This is a genomic window from Pseudomonas sp. Irchel 3E20, from assembly GCF_900187645.1.
Lineage (GTDB): Bacteria > Pseudomonadota > Gammaproteobacteria > Pseudomonadales > Pseudomonadaceae > Aquipseudomonas.
In genome coordinates this window covers 542,957-565,186 of sequence record NZ_FYEE01000001.1, presented here as the reverse complement: position 1 = coordinate 565,186, position 22,230 = coordinate 542,957, and the positions used below count along the sequence as shown (strand labels likewise).

Here is a 22,230-nt window from a genome sequence, read left to right as displayed (position 1 = left end):
CTGCTACCATGGCCGCTCTGTTACTCCAGGTGTCCAGTCATGGCATTTCGCCCCCTCACCGCCCGGGCACCCGCCGTCCTGCTGCGTGAAGCCAAGCCATTAAAAGCCATTTTCAACCACGCCCAACGCCTGGCCCATTTGCAGCGCCTGGTGGAAAGCCAATTGCAACCGGCCGCCCGCGAGCATTGCCACGTGGCGTCCTGGCGCGAAGGCAGCCTGCTGTTGATCGTCACCGACGGGCATTGGGCCACCCGGTTGCGCTACCAGCAAAAACGCTTGCAGCGCCAATTACTGGCCTTCGATGAGTTCGCCAGCCTGACGCGCATTCTGTTCAAGGTGCAGCCGCCCACCGTGCAGCAAGGCGCTGCCGGCCACACCCTGGATTTGTCCTGCGCCGCAGCCGAGACCATCCAGGCCACGGCCGATGGCATCAGCGACCCGAACCTGCGCGCCGCGCTGGAGCGGCTGGCAGCCCACGCCAAACCCAAGGTGTAAGGGCGGCGGGCCTGCTCGCGTGTCGCCCCTCTTTACTTGCGCTTGCTCCCGCCCAGCAGCGACCCCATCAAGCCGCGCACCAATTGGCGGCCCATCTGGTTGGCCATCTGCCCCACCATGGATTTGAGCGCCCGCCCGGTCGGCGTACCCAAGAACTCCCCGGCACGGTCGACAAAACTCGGCTGCGCGGCGTCAGCCGTACCGGGCGCCGCGTCCTCTTGCGGCCCCAGGCCCTTGCGGTTCATCAACACTTCATAGGCCGACTCGCGGTCGATGGGTTTGTCGTAGCGCCCCTGCAACGGCGAGGCGGCGATCAAGGCGCCGCGCTCGGCCTCGGTCAACGGCCCGATGCGCGACTGCGGCGGCGCCACCAACACTCGCTGGACCATCCCCGGCGTGCCCTTTTCTTGAAGGGTGCCCACCAGCGCCTCGCCGGTGCCCAACTCGGTCAGCACCGCCAAAGCATCGAACGCCGGGTTGGGCCTGAAGCCTTCGGCCACCGCCCGCAGGGACTTCTGCTCCTTGGCGGTGAAGGCACGCAAGCCGTGCTGGATGCGCAAACCCAACTGCGCCAACACGTCATCGGGCAGGTCGCCCGGCGACTGGGTGACGAAGTACACCCCCACACCCTTGGAACGGATCAGCCGCACCACTTGCTCCAAGCGCTCCTGCAAGGCTTTGGGGGTGCCGGCGAACAGCAAGTGCGCCTCGTCGAAAAACAGCGCCAGCAACGGCTTTTCGCTGTCGCCGCGTTCGGGCAATTGCTCGAACAGCTCCGCCAGCAGCCACAGCAGGAAGGTCGCGTAAACCTTCGGCGCTTCGTGCACCAAGCGGCTGGCATCGAGCAAATGAATGCGCCCGCGGCCGTCGCTGGCCGGCGCGAGGATGTCTTGCAGTTGCAGCGCCGGTTCGCCGAACAACGCCTCGGCGCCCTGTTGCTCCAGGCTCGATAAACGGCGCATCAGTGCCTGGCTGGAGCCGGTGGTCATCAATGCACTGTCGTCGCCCAGCAACTGCGGGTTGTCGCGCAAATGGTTGAGCAGCGCCTTGAGGTCCTTGAGGTCCAGCAACAACAGGCCTTCGCGGTCCGCCACCTTGAACGCGGCGTAGAGCGCCGACTGCTGGCTGTCAGTCAGTTCCAGCAGGCTGCCCAGCAGCAATGGGCCCATTTCACTCAAGGTGGTGCGTAACGGATGACCGCTCTTGCCGTGGATGTCCCACAGGGTCACCGGGTAGGCCGCCGGCGCGTGGTTGAGCCACGGCATGCCGGCGATGCGCTCGGCCACTTTGCCCTGGGGGTTGCCGGCGGCGCCGAGGCCGCACAGGTCGCCCTTGATGTCGGCGGCGAACACCGCCACGCCCGCGTCGCTGAAGGCTTCGGCCAGGCGTTGCAGGGTCACGGTCTTGCCGGTGCCGGTCGCCCCCGCGATCAGCCCGTGGCGGTTGGCCAAGCGCATGGCCTGGGCAATGGGCTGCCCTGTGAGGTCGGCACCGATAACGAGTTGCGATGAATCAGGCATTTTGTCACCCATGGTTAAGCTTTGGCTCTGAACGGTCGATAGAGAGTAGCGAGAGACCGGAAAAGACTGAAATTAACGTCAGATAATTCCCTAAGGAGCGGTGGAAGTATCAGCTTATTTTCAATGCTGGCCATTTTGCGTGCTTTTGCCATTGCACGCCCCGGACATTAAGACCTTAGCGGACACCCCAAGTGATGAACAAAAATCTGCGTTTCAGCCATAAAATCCTGCTTGCCGCCGCCCTCATCGTCATTGCTGCCTTCGCCTCCTTCACGCTGTACAACGACTATTTACAGCGCAACGCGATCCGCAGCGACCTGGATGACTATCTGCACGAAATGGGCGAGGTCACCGCCGGCAACATCCAGACCTGGTTGAGCGGGCGCATCCTGCTGGTGGAAAACCTGGCCCAGAACATTGCCATCAACCCCGAGCCTGCCGCCGTTGCTAGCCTGCTGGAACAAAAAGCCCTGTCGTCCACCTTCATGGCGTCCTACCTGGGCGATGCCAGCGGCAGCTTCACCATCCGCCCCGACGCGAAGATGCCCGACGGTTTCGACCCCCGTGTGCGCCCCTGGTACAAAGGTGCCGAGGCCAGCAGCGGCTCCACACTGACCGAACCCTATATCGATGCCGCCACCCAGCAGTTGATTATTTCGGTGGCCAGCGCCTCGAAAAAGGCCGGGCAAAGCGTGGGTGTGGTCGGCGGCGACCTGAGCCTGCAAACCCTGGTCGAGACCATTAACGCCCTGGATTTTGGCGGTATGGGCTACGCCTTTTTGGTCAGCAGCGACGGCAAGATCCTCGTCCACCCCAATAAAGCCCTGGTGATGAAAAGCCTGAGCGACGTGTTCCCCCACAACGCGCCGCGTATCGGCGGCGGCTTCAGCGAAGTGGAACTCGACGGCGTCACGCGCATCGTCTCGTTCACCCCGATCAAGGGCCTGCCCTCGGTCAACTGGTACATCGGCCTGTCCATGGACAAAGGCAAAGCCTTCGCCATGCTCAGCAAGTTCCGCACCTCGGCCATCATTGCCACGGTGATCGCAGTGGTCATCATCATCGCCCTGCTGGGCATGCTGATCCGCATCCTGCTGCAACCGCTGCACGTGATGACCCGCGCCATGCAGGACATTGCCGACGGTGAAGGCGACCTGACCCGCCGCCTGAACATCCACAGCCACGACGAATTCGGCACCCTGGGCACCGCGTTCAACCACTTCGTGCAGCGTATTCATACGTCTATCCGCGAAGTGTCCTCGGCCACCGAGCACGTCAACGAGGTGGTGTTGCGGGTAGTCAGTGCCTCCAACTCGTCGATGTTCAACTCCGACCAGCAGTCTTCGCGCACCAGCAGCGTCGCGGCCGCCATCAATCAATTGGGCGCCGCCGCCCAGGAAATCGCCCAGAACGCTGCCCTCGCCTCCCAACACTCCAGCGAGGCACGCAGCCTGGCCACCGATGGCCAGCAGGTGGTAGACCGCAGCATCGCGGCGATGAACCAGTTGTCGGTGATGCTCAGCGCCTCCAGCAGCAATATCGAGTCGCTTAACAGCAAAACCGTAAACATCGGGCAGATCCTGGAAGTCATCACCAGCATTTCCCAGCAGACCAACCTGCTGGCGCTCAACGCCGCTATCGAGGCGGCACGGGCCGGTGAGGCCGGGCGCGGGTTCGCGGTGGTGGCCGACGAAGTGCGTAACCTGGCGCACCGCACTCAGGAGTCGGCGCAACAGGTGCAAACCATGATCGAAGAGCTGCAAGTGGGCGCCCGCGAGTCGGTCAGCACCATGAGTGAAAGCCAGCGCCACAGCCAGGACAGCGTGGAAATCGCCAACCAGGCCGGCGAACGCCTCACCAGCGTGACCCAGCGCATCGGCGAGATCGACGGCATGAACCAATCGGTGGCCACCGCCACCGAAGAGCAAACCGCCGTGGTCGAGTCGATCAACGTCGATATCACCGAAATCAACACCCTCAACCAAGAGGGCGTGGAAAACCTGCAAGCCACCCTGCGCGCCTGTTCCGACCTGGAACAGCAAGCCGCCCGCCTCAAGCACCTGGTCGGCAGCTTCCGCATCTGACCTGACGCCCCTCAAGCCCCCTGACCAGGCCTTTGCCTACGTCAGGGGCGCTCACCGCCTACATCCAACCGAACAACTATCCTTCATCAAGGTCAACCCTGAACATCAGGCTCGACGGGAGGGATACGCACCGTGCACATCGCCGACATCACCATGTTCTACGCCCCGGCCAGCGGCGGCGTGCGCACTTACCTGGATGCCAAGCACCATCGCCTGGGCACTCACCCAGGCATTCGACACAGCCTGCTGATACCCGGCGCGCGCAGTGGCGAGCACGATGGCGTCCACACCGTCGCCAGCCCAGCCGTGCCCTTCGGCAAGGGCTACCGCTTCCCGGTGCGCCTGGCGCCGTGGTGCAAGGCGTTGCGTCGTTTGCAGCCCGACCTGATTGAAGTCGGCGACCCCTACCTGACCGCATGGGCGGCCCTCGACGCGCGGCGCCAGTGGGACGTGCCGGTCATCGGTTTCTACCACTCCGACCTGCCCCTGTTGGCCAGTAACCGCATGGGTACCTGGTGCACGCCCAATGTCGAAGCCTACGTGCGCAAGCTCTACGGCCATTTCGACCGGGTGCTGGCCCCCAGCCAGGTGATCGCCGACAAACTCATGCGCTTACGGGTGCGCAACGTCCACGTCCAACCCCTGGGCGTGGACCTGCACACCTTCACCCCCGCCGCCCGCGACCCGGGCCTGCGGGCCGAGTTGGGCATCGCCGCCGACACCCACCTGTTGATTTTCGCCGGGCGCGGCGCCAAGGAGAAAAACCTGCCGGTGTTGCTGCGTTGCATGCAGCACCTGGGGGAGCGCTACCACCTGCTACTGGTGGGCTCATCCATGCCCACGGCGGTGCCGGACAACGTCACCGTGGTCGATCAATTCTGCCCCGCCGCCCAAGTGGCACGCCTGATGGCCAGCGCCGATGCGCTGCTGCATGCCGGCGACCAGGAAACCTTCGGCCTGGTGCTGCTCGAAGCCATGGCCTGCGGCCTGCCGGTGGTTGCGGTGGCGGCCGGGGCGTTCAGCGAAATCGTCACCCCCGAGTGCGGCCTGCTCTGCGCCCCCGGCGACCCGCGAGCCATGGCCAGCGCCGTGGCCGAACTGCTGCGCCACGACCCTAAACGGCTGGGGCGGCAGGCGCGGCGCCACGTCGAACAGCAATACTCCTGGGACAGGGTGGTCGATAGCCTGCTGCACCACTACCGGGCCGTAGTCGCCGGCCAGGCCCCACTGCGCGCCCATGGCTGAACGCAGCCTGTTGCTGGTGCTGCACGATGTGGCGCCACACACCTGGGCCGACTACCAACCCCTGGTGCAAGCCGTCGATGCCCTGGGCAACATCCCCATGACCTGGCTGGTGGTGCCGCACTTTCACCACCGCGCGCCCCTCGAGGCCCACCCCGCGTTGTGCAGCCTGCTCGAGCAACGCCTGGCGCGCGGCGACGAACTGGCCCTGCATGGCTACTTCCACGCCGACGACGGCCCGCCGCCAAGCGGTCCACGGGATTGGTTCATGCGCCGGGTGTATACCCACGAAGGCGAGTTTTATCGGTTATCCGAGGCCGCGGCCCTGACGCGCCTGCACCGTGGCCTGGAGCTGTTCGAGCGCTACCGCTGGCCGGTGCAGGGCTTCGTCGCCCCGGCGTGGTTGATGAGCGCAGGCACGCGCCAGGCGTTGCGACGCTTACCGCTGCGCTACACCAGCGACATGCAGCACCTGTACCGCTTACCAGATTTCACCGCCGTGGCCGCCCCGGGGCTGGTGTGGAGTGCCCGCAGTGCCTGGCGCCGAAGCGTTTCGCACTGGGTGTGCGAACAACGGCGCCAGCGCTGGCGCCAGGAGCCGGTGATTCGCCTGGGGCTGCACCCGGTGGACATGCGCCACGGGCGGTCGCGCCGCTATTGGCTCGACACCCTGGGGCAATTGCTGGAAGAAGGTCGCCGGCCCATGACCAAGGCCGGGTGGCTGGCGGCTCAGGAGGCAGGGGCCTCGGCGTCGGGCTTGAGCTGGTCCCAGAGTTCGGCGGCACCGGGAAACTCGGTGCCATCCTCCGGGCTCAGGTCGTCGGGGTCGTAACGGCTCAGGCAACCCTCGCCCAGGGTCGCCGGGGCCTGGGAGGTGGCTTTGTCCAGCGGGTCGGCCATCGCAAACACCTCCAGGGTGGGTATCAGAACACCACGGTCTTGTTGCCGTGCACCAACACGCGGTCTTCCAGGTGATAACGCAGGCCTCGGGCCAGCACCATCTTCTCGACGTCACGGCCAAAACGCACCATGTCCTCGATGCTGTCGCTGTGGCTCACGCGCACCACGTCCTGCTCGATGATCGGCCCGGCGTCCAGCTCTTCGGTGACGTAGTGGCACGTGGCACCAATCAACTTCACGCCGCGCATCGAAGCCTGGTGGTACGGCTTGGCGCCGACGAACGAGGGCAGAAAGCTGTGATGGATGTTGATGACTTTGTGGGCGTACTCGCTGCACAGGTCCGGCGGCAGGATTTGCATGTAGCGTGCCAGTACCACCACTTCGGCCTCGTGCTGTTTGACCAGGCGCGAGACTTCGGCGAACGCCGGCTGTTTGTTCTGCGGGTCGACCGGCACGTGGTAGTACGGGATGCCGTGCCACTCGACCATGCTGCGCAGGTCATTGTGGTTGGAGATCACGCAGGAAATCTCGCAATCGAGTTCATCGCTGTGCCAGCGGTGCAGCAAGTCCGCCAGGCAATGGGACTCGCGGCTGGCCATCAGCACCACGCGTTTTTTCTGCGCGGTGTCGGTGATGCGCCAGTTCATCGAGAACTCTTGGGCGATGGGCGCGAATTCCTCGCGCAAGGCCTCGATACCGAAGGGCAAGGAGTCGGCACGAATCTCGTGACGCATGAAGAACCAACCGCTGAGGTTGTCCGAGTGATGGCTCGCTTCAGTGATCCAACCGTTATGGGACGCCAGAAAGTTACTGACTTTAGCAACGATGCCGACGCGGTCCGGGCAAGCAATCACCAGACGAAAAGTGCGCATTAGGGGGAGACTCCAGAACTTCGCAAAGGCCGCCATTCTAGCGATTGCGCGGCAAAACTGCAGTATTGATGACAGCTCTTCTTCGCGGGCCAATCGTCGCCCCCGACCAGCCTGGGGCAGGTGCGGCCAGGCAGAGGGGCCCGTGCGGTTGCCTGCGCTATTGGCAACAGCCGGGCCTGCTACTTAACTCTGGCATTAGCGCAGTTTTGACTAAGCGATCTAATTAAATTAAATAAAAACCCGGTTAAATGTTTACTTGGTCAAACTGCCTGACTATTATTGCGCCACCGCACTTATCATCCAGCGCCCAACATAAGGTAATCCTCATGTCCCTGATTAACGAATATCGCGCCACCGAAGAAGCCATCAAAGAGCTGCAGGCCCGTTTGAAGAATCTGTCCCAAGACGACAAACTGCAAACCGAGCTGGAATTTGAAGGCAAATTGCGCACCCTGATGGGCGAATACTCCAAATCCCTGCGCGACATCATTGCGCTGCTGGACCCAGAATCCAAAACCGCCAAGACCCCACGCGGCGCCGTGAAAACTACCGGCACCAAACGTGCGCGCAAGGTTAAACAATATAAAAACCCGCACAATGGCGAAGTCATTGAAACCAAAGGTGGCAACCACAAGACTCTGAAAGAGTGGAAAGCCAAGTGGGGCGGTGATGTTGTAGAAGGTTGGGCTACCCTGCTGGGCTAAGCCACACCCCCGGCGCAGGTGCTCTGCGACGATAAAAAACGCCAGGTGACTGGCGTTTTTTTATGCCTGCGATTTAGTGCGCGGGGTTCAAAGATTAAAAGCCTCACCCAATGCGCGGGCATATGCCTGCCATTGTTCCAGCACCTGGCGTTGCGCCGGCGTGGCAGTTTCCAGGCATTGCACGGTAGCGTCGTTAAAGGCCTGCAAGGTATTGGGCGCGCCCATCTGCGGGACTGACAAACGCTGCTGACAGAATATTCGCCAACGCTCTTGCTCCTCATCATTGAGGGTTTGGGGAAAGTTACGCGCCCGGTAGCGGAATAATAATTCTGGCAAACGCTCATCATCGAACGGCCATTGTTGTTTGCCTAATAGCGCGGGGTCGGCGGTGCGCACTTGCTCACATAAACGCCGATCACGGTCCCCCAGGAAACCGTCATACAACTGTTGTTCCGGGTCCTCGCTGGGGGTGAAATCCTCGTGGGCATAAATGGCCTGGAGTTTATCTAGCCACTGTTCTTGCGCCGCACTTAGCTGTTGCGCCCGGGCCTGATAAAGCGCCATGTCCAGTTGCAGGCGCTGTTGATCGTCACCGCGCACTACCTTCAGCGGTGCCACCACCGGGCAGCGGTTGATGTGAATCAGCTTCAACGGCACCGGCAACTCGCCTTCGGCCAGATCCTCGCGGCGGGTGTAGAGGCGCTGGCGCAAGGTCTCGGCATCCAGCTCCAGCAAACCCTGGGGGTCCAGGTGCAGGTCGCAGACAATCAGCGCGTTGCGGTTACGCGGGTGCCAGGCCAGGGGCAGGACCACACCCACATAATGGCGCGCCGCCGAAAACCGCCCGGAGATATGCACCATCGGCTCCAACAGGGTGATCTGCTCCATAACCTTGTGCTTGCTGCGCAGCTGGAACAGCCACTCATACAGGCGCGGTTGCTTGTCGCGGATCAGCCGGGCCAGGGCGATGGTAGCGCGTACATCCGACAGGGCATCGTGGGCCTGGCCATGGTCGATGCCATTGGCGGCCGTCAGGCGTTCGAGCTTGAGGGTCACCTGGCCGTCCTCCTGAGGCCACTCGATACCCTGTGGGCGCAGGGCGTAGGCGGTACGCACCACGTCGATCAAGTCCCAACGGCTATTGCCGCCCTGCCATTCCCGCGCGTAGGGGTCGAAGAAATTGCGGTACAGGCTGTAGCGCGTCACCTCATCGTCGAAACGCAGGGTGTTGTAGCCCGCACCACAGGTACCGGGCGTTGCCAGTTCGGCGTGTACGCGGGTGATGAAATCCGCCTCATCCAGGCCCTGCTCGGCCAAGCGCTGGGGGGTGATGCCGGTAATCAGGCTGGCCATCGGGTGCGGCAGGATGTCGGCACTGGGGCGGCAATAGAGGTTGACCGGCGCGCCGATTTCATTGAGCTGGGCATCGGTGCGAATGCCCGCTACTTGCAGCGGGCGGTCACAACGGGGGTTGATGCCGGTGGTTTCGTAGTCGTACCAAAAAATCGAAGTCACGGGCGCGTTCCTGTGCAAAAGACCGGCAAAGTCTAGGCGCTCGTGGGGGGTGGCGGCCAGCCCTCAGGCTGGCACGTCACCTGGTGTGGAAAAAACGGATGGGCCGCTATGGCTCCTCGTACTTACCGTCGTATCTGTTATCGGGCGACAGCTCCGCCGATGACCCCTGCGGGTAGCTGACCGAAACCTGCCCTTGAGCATTCGCACGCTCGTAGGTGGGTGGCTGCCCCTCACGCGTAACTTTAATGCGAGCCCCCGCCGCCAACTGCTTGGTAAAGAATGATCTGACCTCAATGCCAATCACCCAATAGCCCCAAGGCGGATTAACCTGAGTCGGCCCAGTGTGCTTGCTGACGTAGACCTTGTTATGCCCCAGCTCCATTTGTAGCTCGGCCGAGCTGATACCCAACTGCGGCACCTCCAGGCGCAATGAAAACACCCCGTCTTTAATGCTGTTGCGACAGTCCAACTGCCAGGTTATGCCCTCCTCGCCCAACACAAATGCCTGGCCGGGGCGCGGCAGCAAGGCAATCCCCAGCGCTTGCTCACTTTCACCCGACCAGTGGAGTATCACCGTCTGGCCCAGCAAGGCGCTGCCCGTTGTAGGGTGCAGCATCAACCGGTGCTCGACGCCATGGCAGGGGTAACCCGTACTGCCGAACTTCAGGGCGATCACCTCATCCAACACCAACGCCACATCACCCGCCAGGTTCGTCCCGATAACGCGCCCAGGCAGCACCCAGTCCGGCAGTTTTGGAGAGCTTATTTTCAAGCCGAAATAGCCGCTTTCCACCCCCTCGACCGCAACCGACCATACCAACGGCTGCGCTGTGATTAACAGCTCACTGCCTAGGGCCGGCGACGCCTCGATGCCCAGGAGCTCGGCATTCTGCTCGTCCTCCAGGGCCACGGTGGTCTGCTCGATCAGTGGGCTGCCTGGGCGCACCACAAGTTTCAGTTGATAGGACCTGCCCGAACGCAACACGACGCCCTCCGCCGCAAAGTCCACGGGCTCATCGTTGAGGTACAGGGTGAACTCACGTAACCAGGGATTACGTTGATCCGGATGGATCTCAAATGGCTGAACAAACCTTGTCAACGGATTATCCGGGTGGGTGATAGTCGCCACCACCCAATGCGACTCGGCATTCACCGGCACATAACGATAACTGGCCCAACCATCCTGGTCAGTCACCGTCGTACCAAGAGGCTGGTCGTTGTCCTCGCGCCAGTCCACTGGCTGCCCAACCACCGGCTGCGACGTAAGGGTATCCACGACCCGGGTACGCAGTAACACCCACTCGCCGTTTTCCACTACCGGATGCCCGATCACCGGGGCGGCCTCGGCAAACCGGATCGTGGGGGCCACCAAGTTGAAAGACACCGCAGGTACCGTCCATCCTGATTCATTCGCGCCATAGACCTGTTGGCCCTCGACCGTGTAGCTGCCCGGCAGCAATCCAGCTCCAGGAGCCCAACTCCAGCTTTGTGAAGTCGATACACGCACGCTTGAGCTGGCCACGAGGACACCCGCCTGCTTGAGTCGCAAGTTCACCGTTGCCTGAGGCGTACCTCTACCTTGGACAAACACAGGGTAAATGTTCTGATTGGGCCTTGGCCGATTGATATCAGGCAGCCCAACCGCAGTGCGAACCACCTCGAAGGGGTGCGGCGCGCTCCACTCGGAAGTACTGCCACGGTCCAGTTGCATGGTCTCCAGAGCGTGATGGCCCAGAGGGAAATGGTCCGTAACCACAAATGACCAGTTGCCATCCGCGTCGGCCGGGCCGTGGAACAGTTGGTCCTTAGTTTCAACATGGCGCACGTGAACATCGGCATACGGATGCGCGTGACTGCCTTTAATTTCCGGGCTGGAAGATGACTCACCCCCCCTCACAGGAAAAACAATCACGGGGGGGCTAATTTTTGCCTTCACTAAAAAAGTACACAATTCACTTGGATCCGAGGTGACCGTATTGACAACTTGAACAACCTTGACCCTATGCTCGCCCTCAGCCCATGGGGTTAAAGGAGTAAACTTCCTTATTGCCCCCTCTACAGTAAAAACGCCTGGTACAGGTACATTTTCACTATCGAACATCTCCAGCCTTGAAGCAAAAGCATGCACCCCGGAGATCTCCAAAATCACGTCGGGAGTAACATCGCCAGTCGGCGCAATAATGTTAGGTGCAGCAGGCTTTATTGAAAATCCAAGTGAATTGCTCAGCGCGGACTCAATGCCGTTGTAAATACTAAGTGCCTGAACTTCATACTCACCTGCATCGAAATTCAATGATGAAGTGCTCCACGTTCCATCCTGGTTCACCACGGCCTCTCTCAAGGTCAGATTATTACGCGCATCCTTAACAGCAACCTTACCTCCAGGATGCCCCCTGACTCCGGCCACAGCTGCACCCAACTCAACTCCAGCGCCTTGCTCGGGGAAAGTAATCTGCGGAACCAACGGTCTAAACTTGAAATACCGAACCGGGCTCAAAGGCAGTTCCAGATCACCCAAAATATTACGAACACTTATACCAAACTCGCCGGCACCCAACCTTAAACTGGGTATCTCCCAGCCGCCCCACTGATCGGCTGTTGTGTTGCGCCATTGATCAGGATTTCCTTCCAGGTAGAGAACAACCTTGTACCCTGGCACCCCGTCAGTACCGGAAACGGGAGATTCCATATCAACAACTTCATTTTCTGCTGGCACTTGGATAACTGGTGTTCTGCCATCTACCTGAAAGACACACTCGTCACTTGCCAGTGATTCCACTCCACCAGAAACCTGTACCGCCTGAACTCTATTTTCACCTTGAGCCCAAGGTAGCTCCGGCTTAAATGTTCGAACTGCTCCACTTCCCAAAAAATCGCCTGGTACAACAACATCTTGCTCCTTGAGGACTTTTAGCTCTGTCGAGCCAGCAAAAACCCCCGCCACCTGAAGTGACGAGTCTGGCAAAATTACACTTTCTAACGCAGTGATCGTCAACTTTGGCGGGCGTATTCTGAAAGACCTAGCAACATACGCAGAACTAGGCATGCCTGCTTTATCTACACGCACATACAGCGTGTAGCTCCCAGGAACTAAGCTCGAGGGTAACGGCGTTGAAGTCCAACTTCCATCGAGAGCCGCTTCAGCGGTCGCCCGCTCATAACCGCCAGACTCTTGCAATGTCACCTTTGAACCGACACCTGCATAGCCCTTTCGCCCGGAAAACGATGAACCAATATCAACTACTCCATCTTCTAGGGGTTCGAGAATTTCCGGCGCCGCAATACTGACAATGAACGTGCGAACATCGCTGGGCAGTGATTCCACTCCCGCAACACTCTGTACAACCTTGACCGCATTGCTACCGGGCAACCAAGCGGTGCTCGGCGTAAAAGTCCTGCTTCCTGAAGCCCCTGTAAAACTTCCGAGTATTTCAATACCAGCGCTGGTAAATACCTTTAATGAAACCTGGCCTGTATACACGCCTGTAATGACCAGTGTTTGCTCGGGAAACACAGGAGCACTGGGGGCAATGATTACTGGTTTAGGTGGCCTGACACTAAAACGGCGAAAGACCTTTGCTGAGCTTTGCGTACCGACTTCCACCACCACATAAACGATGTATTGGCCAGGATTCGATGCCAATGAGAGTGGTGTCGAAGTCCAGCGACCGTCTACCAATGGTGTAGCCCAGGCTTGTTCAACATGGTTGGTGGAATTTCTGATCGACACTCTCGACATCGCCGCCACATACGCATTGCGCCCGGAGAAAATCGAGCCGAGATCGACTATCCCCTCCTCCCCAGGCGTTAATACTTCAGGTGAAGGAATAATGATAAAAAAAGTAATCGGGTCACTGGGCAATGAACTCACCCCGCCCGAAACTTGAGTCGCGTAAACGATATTTTCACCTATCGGCCACGGTACAGCAGGCGTAAATATCCTGGTTGTGCCACCTCCAGAAAAAGAACCCGGTATTTCTTTTCCGTAATTATCAAACACTGCCAGGGTTAGATCATTACCGTCCAAATAAAGCCCTGTCAGATTAAGGGTAAGCCCAGGCAGACACGAACATTCGGGCGTAGATAAAACGAGTCTTGGCGGCCTGATATGAAAGGTGCGAACGACATAATCCGAATGCTCTGCCCCTTTATCAATACGGACATAGAGAGTGTGGGTACCCGCTATAAAATCCGCGGGTAACGGCTGCGTCATCCAATTGCCTGATGAAAGCGGCACAGCATTCGCCCATTCATGTCCGCCCTCCTGTTGAACTGAAACTCTTGAGCCAAGTCCAGCCCAACCGTTGTTCCCTGAGAAAACCGGTAGAAGATTAACCGTGCCCTCTTCTGCGGGAGAAAAAATATGAGGTTTAGGAATACGCACCCAGAACGCCTTGATATTACTTGGGGTGGATTCCAGGTTGGCGATAATTTGCACCGCCTTGACTGAGTGACTACCGAGTGCCCACGGAATATTCGGCGTAAATGTGCGAAAAGCCCCGGTCCCTGTAATACTTCCAGGCACCTCACGATTATTACCATCAAAAATTTTCACCGTTGCCAAACCTTGGTAGACTCCGGAAACCACCAGAGTCTGATCTGGATAAACATCTGATGAGAAATCCAAAATGGTCAGCCTTGGCGGCCTGAGTTTGAACTTTCTAAATACCCACGCCGAAATTTGACCATTATAGATAGCCGCCACATGAAGTTCATGTGACCCGGGGCCATACTGCGCAGGCAGTGGCGTTGAATCCCATGCCCCCTCATCGTTAGTCCTAGCACTTGCAACTTCTCCGCCTCCAGGCATACTTACCGAAATTCTTGAGCCTGGATAGGCATACCCATAAAAAATAGTCCCCACTTCAAGTACTTCATTCTCCTCGGGAAACATGACACTCGGCTTATCTATAATTATTTTAATATTTCTCATATACGCCCAGTCACTGGCGCCCGCCGACGCAAAGTAACGAATCCTGAAATAATCATATTCTCCTGGTGGGACTTCTATCCAAGCCGACAGCCAGGGTGATGCTGAATCGAATATAAAACGCACCGAATCTTGCAAATCAAAAAATTCCAGCTCCCATCTGTGGGCACTTAACGATTCCGCCCTAGCTTTAACATTAAAATACGAAGGCAACGTGGCATTTGATTGGGGGAATACATCTTGGGGAACTGCCAATGGAGTAGTCGGAATATTATTTTCAGTATTCATAACTGCGCACCCAATCAAATCGATAGAAGTTGCTGTATAGCTCTAACACCTCATCAACCTCTCAACTACCTGTAAGATCTGACAGTTCCGACCAACGGCATAGCGCCCGCGCCCCGTCCGTGTGCTGCCCTATTAGCCCCGCCTCAACACCTACACCGCCTACGCCACCTTGCGCCAGAATCTACAGATCCCCCAGAATCCGCTCGCTTGAGTGCCTGGGTTGTCGTGGCTAATGTTCGCCCCTGTCGCTGCCCATCAGCGGCCGGGTTTAGTAGCCCTTGGTAATTGAAGACACTCAACACCTGCAAGCAATCAGGCATTACGCCTGTACTTGATGGTGGCTGTGCGCAGGGCGCTTCGGCGCGCCGGCTTCTTCGATTCCCCGGTCTACTAACCTGCGTACAGCCGCCACCCTTCGTTTAGTAGCGAAGCGGTGGCAGCCCACTCAAGGAATCGAAAGCATGTTCAAGATCACCCCCAGCCCCCCCGAAGTCTCGCCCTACGACGACCTGCACCCGCACAAACTGCACGACGCCGCCAACCGGGCGTTGGACTATTACCTGCTAACGCCCACCGACACGCCACGCCGCCCTGCGGGGGCGAAACTGTTTGCGGTAGCGGCGGATATCAACCCCCAGGCCTTACTGGCCCATGCCTTTGAAACCCTGACCTCGGCCAGCGCCCTGACCCTGGATTTGTCCGACGACCTGGACGGGCGCCAGCGCAACCTGGCACTGGCGATCTACAGCCTGATGGAGTTGGGCGGGTTGTTGCTGGAGAAAGCCCTGGACCAGGAACCCGCGCTGGGCTCCTAACCGCGCTGGCCCTGCCGCCAGCGGGCAAGCGGCACTGAAGGGCCCCTAGGCCGATTCCGACAAGGAGCGAAAGCTGAAGTAGCAACGCAGGGCCCGCACCAGTTGCAGGTACTCGGGGGCGGCGTTGAGCACCACAAAACCGGCGTCGTAGTGCATTGGCGTGGCGTCTTCATGGCTCCACTGGCAGCGGGCCTGAAGATCGATGACCTGGAGCGCGCCTTCGCTGTCAGGAACCTTGAGGCGCAGGGAGAAGTCGGCGTCGGTCATGATGGGGATCTGGCTGATGAGCATCAGGCCGTCTTCGGAGACGTTGCCCAGGTAGCCAATGGGTTTGTCGGTGATGCTGTTGAAAACCTTGAGGAAATACGGCAGTTGATGCCGCTCAATCCGGCGGTTAGTGAACATACGCAGGCTCGCCCTACAAAGGCCATTAAGCATGGCCACACTAATGCTTCGGAACGCGCCCGTGCTGGCCGGCGTGCTCTCCTCGGTCGTGGTGCGCCCGCGGCCCAGGGCCCTGCGCTGACTGCTGCCGCTCCCAAGTAGGATCGGGTTTTAGGGTTGACACTCTAAACACCCTGATATCGAAGACTAGCGCAAAGCTGGCTGACGGCCAGCTATTAAATGATGCTCAGCATCAAAAGGCAGTCGGGCGAACGGCCGCCGCGCTGCGGGTCGGGTAGTGGCCCAGGCTTTGCAATGTCTCCAGGCGCGCACGGGCGCGGTAGGCGTATTCGCTGGCCGGGTACTGGCTGATGATGAACTGGTAGGTCTGCACGGCGTCGACGAACAGTTTCTGGCGTTCCAGGCATTGGCCGCGCAGCAGCGACACTTCCGGCTGCACGTAGCGGCGGGTACGGCTTTCGCGCTCGACCTTGGACAACTCCAACATCACCTGGTCGCAGTTACCACGCTCGTAGGCGCGGTAGGCGCTGTTCAAATGGTGGTCCATCGACCAACGGGTGCAGCCCACAACGCTGAGGGCCAGGGCGGCAATAAGCACGAATCGCATAAAAGGTTCTCCTGTCTTGTGGCCTGTATCGGCCCCTTGGCGGATTTCTTCAGTTCGGCATCAAAGCCATAAGGTAGTGCATGCGAACAATGACTACAGCTTTGCAGCGGAGTAGCCTTGCCGGGCCCTTGAACTCAGGAGTCTGTGCATGTCTGTTCGTCGTACCAAAATCGTCGCCACCCTTGGCCCTGCCAGTAACTCGCCAGAAGTGCTCGAACAACTGATCCTGGCAGGCCTGGACGTTGCCCGGCTGAACTTCTCCCACGGCACGCCCGACGAGCACAAGGCCCGCGCGCGCCTGGTGCGTGAACTGGCCGCCAAGCACGGCCGCTTCGTCGCCCTGCTGGGTGACCTGCAAGGCCCGAAAATCCGCATCGCCAAGTTCGCCAACAAGAAAATCGAGCTGAAAATCGGTGACCTGTTCACCTTCTCCACCAGCCACCCGCTGACCGAAGGCAACCAGCAAGTGGTCGGCATCGACTACCCGGACCTGGTCAAGGACTGCGGCGTAGGCGATGAGTTGCTGCTCGACGACGGCCGCGTGGTGATGCGCGTCGATACCGCCACGGCCACCGAGCTGCACTGCACCGTGACCATCGGCGGCCCGCTGTCGGACCACAAAGGCATCAACCGTCGCGGTGGCGGCCTGACAGCCCCGGCCCTGACCGAAAAAGACAAGGCCGACATCAAGCTCGCCGCCGAGATGGAAGTGGACTACCTGGCGGTGTCGTTCCCGCGCGATGCAGCCGACATGGAATACGCCCGCCAACTGCGTGACGAAGCCGGCGGCACAGCCTGGCTGGTGGCCAAGATCGAACGCGCCGAAGCGGTGGCCAACGATGAAACCCTGGACGGCCTCATCAAGGCCTCCGACGCGGTCATGGTGGCCCGTGGCGACCTGGGCGTGGAAATCGGCGACGCCGAGCTGGTGGGTATCCAGAAGAAAATCATCCTGCACGCCCGCCGCCACAATAAAGCGGTGATCGTGGCGACCCAGATGATGGAGTCGATGATCCAGAACCCGATGCCGACCCGCGCCGAAGTGTCCGACGTGGCCAACGCCGTGCTCGACTACACCGACGCCGTGATGCTCTCGGCCGAAAGCGCCGCCGGCCTCTACCCGCTCGAAGCGGTACAAGCCATGGCGCGCATTTGCGTGGGCGCGGAAAAGCACCCCACCAGCAAAACCTCCAGCCACCGCATCGGCCAGGTGTTCGAGACCTGCGACCAGAGCATCGCCCTGGCGGCGATGTACACCGCCAACCACTTCCCGGGCGTGAAGGCGATCATCGCCCTGACCGAAAGTGGCTACACGCCGCTCATCATGTCGCGCATCCGTTCGTCGGTGCCGATCTACGCGTTCTCCCCGCACCGTGAAACCCAGGCCCGCGCGGCGATGTTCCGCGGCGTGTACACCGTACCGTTCGACCCGGCCTCGCTGCCGCCCGAGCAAGTGAGCCAAGCGGCCATCGACGAACTGCTCAAGCTGGGCGTCGTGGCAAAAGGCGACTGGGTGATCCTGACCAAGGGCGACAGCTACCACACCATTGGCGGCACCAACGGCATGAAGATCCTGCACGTTGGCGACAAAATGGTCTAAGCCCAGCCCCGCAACACCCCAAAAGCCCCGGCATGCAAGTGCCGGGGCTTTTTGCATGGGCATGTGCATTGCCTGGGCCACCGCCATCGCACGGCAGGCTCGCTCCCACAACGGGTCGTCGACATTCTGTGGGAGCGAGCCCGCTCGCGATGGGGCCTGCCCTGGCGTACCTACCCGTGGGGCAAGAACACATCCGCCAGCAGTTGGTTGCGCGGCAGCCCGGCCAGGTACAGGCGTTTGGCGAAGGCTTCGACGCTGTCGGGGGCGCCGCACAGCAGGGCCTGGGTCTGGCGCGAGGGCACGCGCAGTTGGCTCAGGGCCGCAGGCGCCTGGGCGGCGGTGAGCAGGTCGATCGTCAGGTGGGCGTGATGGGCCGCCAATGCCGCCAGGGGCTTGGCCAGGTAGTGCTCCTGCTCATCATGGGCCAGGTGAATAACGCGGATCGGCCCCTGGTGGTCGTGGCGCAAGGCCTCGCGCAGCACACCGAACAGCGGCGCCAGCCCGGTGCCCGCTGCCAGCAGCCACAGGGGCCGGGCCTGCCAGTCGGGGTCGTAGTGCAACGCGCCGCCGCGTAGTTCACCCAGCCGAATCGGCTCGCCCACCTGCAAACGCCGGGCGGCATCGCAAAATTGCCCGGGTAAGTGGCAATCGAGGTGAAACTCCAGAAAGTCATCTTCGCCCGGCAGGCTGGCCAGGGAATAAGGCCGCGCCACCTGCCCGGCCCATAGCACCAGGTGCTGGCCGGCACGGTAGCGCAAGGGCCGCTCGGGGCGCAGGCGCAGGCGCAACACATGGGCGCTGAGCCAATCGAGAGCCTCGACCCGCGCGGGCAAGCCGTCCTTGAGCGGGTCGAAAGCGCTGACGTGCAGGTCGCCCAACACTGCGCACTGGCAGGCCAGGCGCCAGCCCTGCTGGCGCTGCTCGGGGCTCAAGGCGTCGGGGCGGCGGTCGTTGACCTCGCCCACGCACTGCACCAGGCAGGCGTGGCAACTGCCGGCGCGGCAGCTATAAGGCACGTTCACCCCGGCGCGGTTGAGGGCGTCGAGTAGGTTGCTGCCCGGCGCCACGCTCCAGCGCCGCTCGCCCACGCGCAGCTCAGGCATCGACGCTCTCCCAGGCCGCCGCGCAACGGTTACGCCCGTCGCGCTTGGCCCGGTACAGGGCCTGGTCGGCACGGTGCAGGGCGTCGTCGAGGTCGTCGCCCAATTCCAGCAGCGTCATGCCGGCCGACAGGCTGAGGTCGTGAATATGCAGGCCGATCAATTGCACGTCGGTAAAGGCGATGCGCAGGCGTTCGCAGCACGCGGTCAGGCGCTGCGCATCGCAAGCGGGTAACAGCAGGACGAATTCTTCGCCGCCATAACGGGCCAGTACGTCGCCCTCGCGCAGGCAGGCCCCGGCCACGGCGGCGAAGGCTTGCAGCACCTGATCGCCGGCGGCATGGCCGTGGACGTCGTTGATGCGTTTGAAGTGGTCCAGGTCGATCAGCGCCAGGCCATGCACCTGGCCGTGGCTCAGGGTGTGCAGCTCGCGGGAGGCCAGGCGCAGGAAGTGGCGGCGGTTGAACAGCCCGGTCAGTTCGTCGGTGGCCACCAGGTCTTCAAGCTGGCGCATCATGCCGCGCAGGGTGTCCTGGTGGGCTTGTAGGGCAAACCGGCGCTGGCGCATGCGGGCCCGTGAAGCCTGCACATAGCTGGCGTACAGGCACAGCCAGGCCAACACGACAAACAGCACGCACACCTGGAGCGCGGCGAGCAGTGGGTCTTGGAGCTGGAACTGGTAGCCCTCCCACAGGTTAACGGCGCTAAAACTGACGAACACCAGCGCCGCGCAACGCACGAAGGCCTTGCGCGACAGGTGAAAGAGGCCAAACAGCAGGATCAGTACGTAGAACACCAAAAAAGCGCCGCGGGCACTGTCCAGGTGGGCGATCAGCCAGGTTTGCCAGGCCAGGCCCAGCAGAATCTGCACTTCGGTCAGGCTGGGGTCGCGCAGGCGCAGGTTGCGCCCGGTCAGAAACAGCGCCAGCAATACGCCCTGGCTGAGCACCACCAAGCCGCTGCCCAGGGCGGCGCCGAACACGGATGCTTTGAAATGGCCGCTGAGCAACGCCAGCCAGAGCAGGAGCAATGCCAGCCCATAGGTGCCCGCCGCGAGGGTGAAACGCTTGAGCAACAGGCTTTGGATGACGTTATGGGTCAATCTTTGACTCACCGTGCGAAAGGATGCTGAACGGGTTTCCTACCCTACAAGCCATGCGCCACTTTAGAGATGCGGCCCACAAATGACTATTCAATTTTTAGCGCGACGGCTGTGGGCCCATCCCTGCGCTGTGGGAGCAACTGTCTTACCCTTATTCGTCACCGCCACTGAGTGCCTCCCTCGCGAGCAGGCTCGCTCCCACAGAGGAAAAAGAAACTCCCACCCACACCACCGCTCCCACGCAGCCGCTACGCCCGCGACCATGGTCTATCGCCCCGCGGGTGTGCCCGGGCACGGGGCGGGGTATACTGCCGCGCCTTTTTAGCGTCGCGCCTGCCACAGCGGCGTGGCTTCAAAGGTGGGGTCGGCGACCAGCGCCACCCAACCGGCCCCACCTTATTAAATGTTCCCGTCTTTATAGAGGAGCGCGACTCATGACCGTGATTAAGCAAGACGACCTGATCCAGAGCGTTGCCGACGCCCTACAGTTCATTTCCTACTACCACCCCGTGGATTTCATCCAGGCCATGCACGAGGCCTACCTGCGCGAAGAGTCGCCCGCCGCGCGCGATTCCATGGCCCAGATCCTGATTAACTCGCGTATGTGCGCCACCGGCCACCGCCCGATCTGCCAGGACACCGGTATCGTCACCGTGTTCGTGCGCGTGGGCATGGACGTGCGCTGGGACGGCGCCACCATGGGCCTGGACGACATGATTAACGAAGGCGTGCGCCGCGCCTACAACCTGCCGGAGAACGTCCTGCGCGCCTCCATCCTGGCCGACCCGGCCGGTGCCCGCAAAAACACCAAGGACAACACCCCGGCGGTCATCCACTACTCCATCGTCCCGGGTAACACCGTGGAAGTGGACGTGGCAGCCAAGGGCGGCGGCTCCGAGAACAAATCGAAGATGGCCATGCTCAACCCGTCCGACTCGATCGTCGACTGGGTACTCAAGACCGTGCCGACCATGGGCGCCGGCTGGTGCCCGCCGGGCATGCTGGGCATCGGCATCGGCGGCACCGCCGAAAAAGCCGCAGTGATGGCCAAGCAGGTGTTGATGGAGTCCATCGACATCCACGAGCTGATTAAGCGTGGTCCGTCCAACCGCATCGAAGAAATGCGCCTGGAGCTGTTCGAGAAGGTCAACCAACTGGGCATCGGCGCCCAGGGCCTGGGTGGCCTGACCACCGTGCTCGACGTAAAGATCATGGACTACCCGACCCACGCCGCGTCCCTGCCGGTGTGCATGATCCCTAACTGCGCCGCCACCCGTCACGCCCACTTCGTGCTCGACGGTTCCGGCCCGGCCGCCCTGGAGGCGCCGCCCCTGGAAGCCTACCCCGAGATCGTCTGGGAGGCCGGTCCATCGGCGCGCCGCGTCAACCTCGACACCCTCACCCCAGAGGACGTGCAGAGCTGGAAGCCGGGCGAAACCGTATTGCTCAACGGCAAGATGCTCACCGGCCGCGACGCCGCGCACAAGCGCATGGTCGAGATGCTGAACAAGGGTGAAACCCTGCCGGTGGACCTCAAGGGCCGCTTCATCTACTACGTCGGCCCGGTCGACCCGGTGCGCGAAGAAGTGGTTGGCCCGGCCGGCCCGACCACCGCCACGCGGATGGACAAATTCACCCGCCAGATCCTCGAACAAACCGGCCTGTTGGGCATGATCGGCAAGTCCGAGCGCGGCCCGACCGCCATCGAGGCGATCAAGGACCACAAGGCCGTGTACCTGATGGCCGTGGGTGGCGCGGCCTACCTGGTGGCGCAAGCCATCAAGAAATCCCGCGTGGTCGCGTTCGCCGAGCTGGGCATGGAGGCGATCTACGAGTTCGACGTCAAGGACATGCCGGTCACTGTGGCCGTGGACAGCAAGGGCGAGTCGGTGCACATCACCGGCCCGGCCATCTGGCAACAGAAAATCAGTGAAAGCCTGGCGGTAGAAGTGCACTAAGCACCTCGCCCACGGGTCAATGAAAAGGCGAACGGGGTAACCCGCTCGCCTTTTTTTTGCCTCGCTGGCACGCAGTTCAATCGGCAATAAACA

16 protein-coding genes and 2 pseudogenes are annotated in these 22,230 nt (G+C 61.1%); 9 read left to right on the top strand and 9 right to left on the bottom strand.

Features of this window, described 5'->3' with window-relative positions; genetic code table 11:
• Positions 1-39: 39 nt before the first annotated feature.
• Positions 40-495, top strand: a complete 456-nt coding sequence (locus CKW13_RS02375) for a DUF721 domain-containing protein (protein WP_095106588.1) — start codon at positions 40-42, stop codon at positions 493-495.
• A gap of 32 nt (positions 496-527) precedes the next feature.
• Here the strand turns inward: CKW13_RS02375 and CKW13_RS02370 are convergent, their stop codons facing one another.
• Positions 528-2,015 carry a helicase HerA-like domain-containing protein gene (locus tag CKW13_RS02370; RefSeq protein WP_095107024.1) on the bottom strand — a complete coding sequence of 496 codons (1,488 nt, stop codon included), beginning with the start codon at positions 2,013-2,015 and terminating at the stop codon, positions 528-530.
• A 194-nt stretch (positions 2,016-2,209) separates the two neighbouring features.
• On the opposite strand from CKW13_RS02370, the pseudogene CKW13_RS24940 reads away from it, so the two are divergent.
• From CKW13_RS24940 to CKW13_RS02355, 4 genes and pseudogenes are all read left to right on the top strand, one after another.
• Positions 2,210-3,241 (top strand): annotated as a pseudogene (locus CKW13_RS24940) (cache domain-containing protein); the annotation flags it as partial.
• 93 nt (positions 3,242-3,334) lie between these two features.
• Positions 3,335-4,099, top strand: coding sequence for a methyl-accepting chemotaxis protein (locus tag CKW13_RS24935; protein WP_371856214.1), 765 nt, complete (start codon positions 3,335-3,337; stop codon positions 4,097-4,099).
• A 123-nt stretch (positions 4,100-4,222) separates the two neighbouring features.
• Positions 4,223-5,344, top strand: coding sequence for a glycosyltransferase family 1 protein (locus CKW13_RS02360; protein WP_095106584.1), 1,122 nt, complete (start codon positions 4,223-4,225; stop codon positions 5,342-5,344).
• Positions 5,337-6,074: pseudogene (locus CKW13_RS02355) on the top strand (DUF2334 domain-containing protein); the annotation flags it as partial. The gene CKW13_RS02360 and the pseudogene CKW13_RS02355, both read left to right, overlap by 8 nt.
• Here CKW13_RS02355 and CKW13_RS24930 read toward each other — a convergent pair.
• A complete protein-coding gene (locus CKW13_RS24930) occupies positions 6,071-6,241 on the bottom strand; it encodes a hypothetical protein (protein ID WP_371856206.1) in 171 nt (56 codons plus the stop codon). The pseudogene CKW13_RS02355 and the gene CKW13_RS24930 sit on opposite strands and share 4 nt — an antisense overlap.
• A 23-nt stretch (positions 6,242-6,264) precedes the next feature.
• Entirely contained in the window at positions 6,265-7,113 is an 849-nt protein-coding gene (purU, locus tag CKW13_RS02350; RefSeq protein ID WP_095106580.1) for a formyltetrahydrofolate deformylase, read from the bottom strand.
• A gap of 326 nt (positions 7,114-7,439) precedes the next feature.
• Between purU and mvaT the strand changes: the two genes are divergently transcribed.
• Complete coding sequence (gene mvaT, locus CKW13_RS02345; protein ID WP_095106578.1) at positions 7,440-7,817, top strand: histone-like nucleoid-structuring protein MvaT; 378 nt, start codon at positions 7,440-7,442, stop codon at positions 7,815-7,817.
• An 87-nt stretch (positions 7,818-7,904) separates the two neighbouring features.
• Here the strand turns inward: mvaT and sbcB are convergent, their stop codons facing one another.
• Positions 7,905-9,332: an exodeoxyribonuclease I gene (gene sbcB / locus CKW13_RS02340; protein ID WP_095106576.1), complete on the bottom strand. Its 1,428-nt coding sequence runs from the start codon at positions 9,330-9,332 to the stop codon at positions 7,905-7,907.
• 106 nt (positions 9,333-9,438) lie between these two features.
• A complete protein-coding gene (locus CKW13_RS24120) occupies positions 9,439-14,550 on the bottom strand; it encodes a hypothetical protein (protein ID WP_141233938.1) in 5,112 nt (1,703 codons plus the stop codon).
• Positions 14,551-15,011: 461 nt separating this feature from the next.
• Between CKW13_RS24120 and CKW13_RS02325 the strand changes: the two genes are divergently transcribed.
• Positions 15,012-15,365: a DUF6124 family protein gene (locus tag CKW13_RS02325; RefSeq protein ID WP_095106570.1), complete on the top strand. Its 354-nt coding sequence runs from the start codon at positions 15,012-15,014 to the stop codon at positions 15,363-15,365.
• A gap of 45 nt (positions 15,366-15,410) precedes the next feature.
• Here CKW13_RS02325 and CKW13_RS02320 read toward each other — a convergent pair whose 3' ends face one another.
• Together CKW13_RS02320 and CKW13_RS02315 are read right to left on the bottom strand one after the other, a co-directional pair.
• Positions 15,411-15,770 (bottom strand): PilZ domain-containing protein, encoded by a 360-nt coding sequence (locus CKW13_RS02320; protein ID WP_095106568.1) that lies wholly within the window; start codon positions 15,768-15,770, stop codon positions 15,411-15,413.
• Positions 15,771-16,002: 232 nt separating this feature from the next.
• On the bottom strand, positions 16,003-16,377 hold the full coding sequence (locus tag CKW13_RS02315) for a tol-pal system YbgF family protein (RefSeq protein WP_095106566.1): 375 nt from the start codon (positions 16,375-16,377) through the stop codon (positions 16,003-16,005).
• Positions 16,378-16,525: 148 nt separating this feature from the next.
• Between CKW13_RS02315 and pyk the strand changes: the two genes are divergently transcribed.
• Entirely contained in the window at positions 16,526-17,977 is a 1,452-nt protein-coding gene (gene pyk, locus CKW13_RS02310; RefSeq protein ID WP_095106564.1) for a pyruvate kinase, read from the top strand.
• A gap of 170 nt (positions 17,978-18,147) precedes the next feature.
• Here the strand turns inward: pyk and CKW13_RS02305 are convergent, their stop codons facing one another.
• Positions 18,148-19,080: an iron-sulfur-binding ferredoxin reductase gene (locus tag CKW13_RS02305; protein ID WP_095106561.1), complete on the bottom strand. Its 933-nt coding sequence runs from the start codon at positions 19,078-19,080 to the stop codon at positions 18,148-18,150.
• Positions 19,073-20,179 carry a diguanylate cyclase gene (locus CKW13_RS02300; protein WP_095106559.1) on the bottom strand — a complete coding sequence of 369 codons (1,107 nt, stop codon included), beginning with the start codon at positions 20,177-20,179 and terminating at the stop codon, positions 19,073-19,075. Before CKW13_RS02300 ends, CKW13_RS02305 begins: the two co-directional genes overlap by 8 nt.
• Positions 20,180-20,613: 434 nt before the next feature.
• Between CKW13_RS02300 and CKW13_RS02295 the strand changes: the two genes are divergently transcribed.
• A complete protein-coding gene (locus tag CKW13_RS02295) occupies positions 20,614-22,137 on the top strand; it encodes a fumarate hydratase (protein WP_095106557.1) in 1,524 nt (507 codons plus the stop codon).
• The last annotated feature ends 93 nt before the right edge of the window (positions 22,138-22,230 follow it).

Excerpts from the sequence above, each read along its gene's own strand:
- CKW13_RS02370 (WP_095107024.1), bottom strand. The coding sequence starts at position 2,015 with ATGCCTGATTCATCGCAACTCGTTATCGGTGCCGACCTCACAGGGCAG.
- CKW13_RS02325 (WP_095106570.1), top strand. The coding sequence starts at position 15,012 with ATGTTCAAGATCACCCCCAGCCCCCCCGAAGTCTCGCCCTACGACGAC.
- CKW13_RS02375 (WP_095106588.1), top strand. The coding sequence starts at position 40 with ATGGCATTTCGCCCCCTCACCGCCCGGGCACCCGCCGTCCTGCTGCGT.
- CKW13_RS02295 (WP_095106557.1), top strand. The coding sequence starts at position 20,614 with ATGACCGTGATTAAGCAAGACGACCTGATCCAGAGCGTTGCCGACGCC.
- purU (WP_095106580.1), bottom strand. The coding sequence starts at position 7,113 with ATGCGCACTTTTCGTCTGGTGATTGCTTGCCCGGACCGCGTCGGCATC.
- CKW13_RS02320 (WP_095106568.1), bottom strand. The coding sequence starts at position 15,770 with ATGTTCACTAACCGCCGGATTGAGCGGCATCAACTGCCGTATTTCCTC.
- CKW13_RS24935 (WP_371856214.1), top strand. The coding sequence starts at position 3,335 with ATGTTCAACTCCGACCAGCAGTCTTCGCGCACCAGCAGCGTCGCGGCC.
- CKW13_RS24930 (WP_371856206.1), bottom strand. The coding sequence starts at position 6,241 with ATGGCCGACCCGCTGGACAAAGCCACCTCCCAGGCCCCGGCGACCCTG.
- CKW13_RS02305 (WP_095106561.1), bottom strand. The coding sequence starts at position 19,080 with ATGCCTGAGCTGCGCGTGGGCGAGCGGCGCTGGAGCGTGGCGCCGGGC.
- CKW13_RS02315 (WP_095106566.1), bottom strand. The coding sequence starts at position 16,377 with ATGCGATTCGTGCTTATTGCCGCCCTGGCCCTCAGCGTTGTGGGCTGC.
- CKW13_RS24120 (WP_141233938.1), bottom strand. The coding sequence starts at position 14,550 with ATGAATACTGAAAATAATATTCCGACTACTCCATTGGCAGTTCCCCAA.
- mvaT (WP_095106578.1), top strand. The coding sequence starts at position 7,440 with ATGTCCCTGATTAACGAATATCGCGCCACCGAAGAAGCCATCAAAGAG.
- pyk (WP_095106564.1), top strand. The coding sequence starts at position 16,526 with ATGTCTGTTCGTCGTACCAAAATCGTCGCCACCCTTGGCCCTGCCAGT.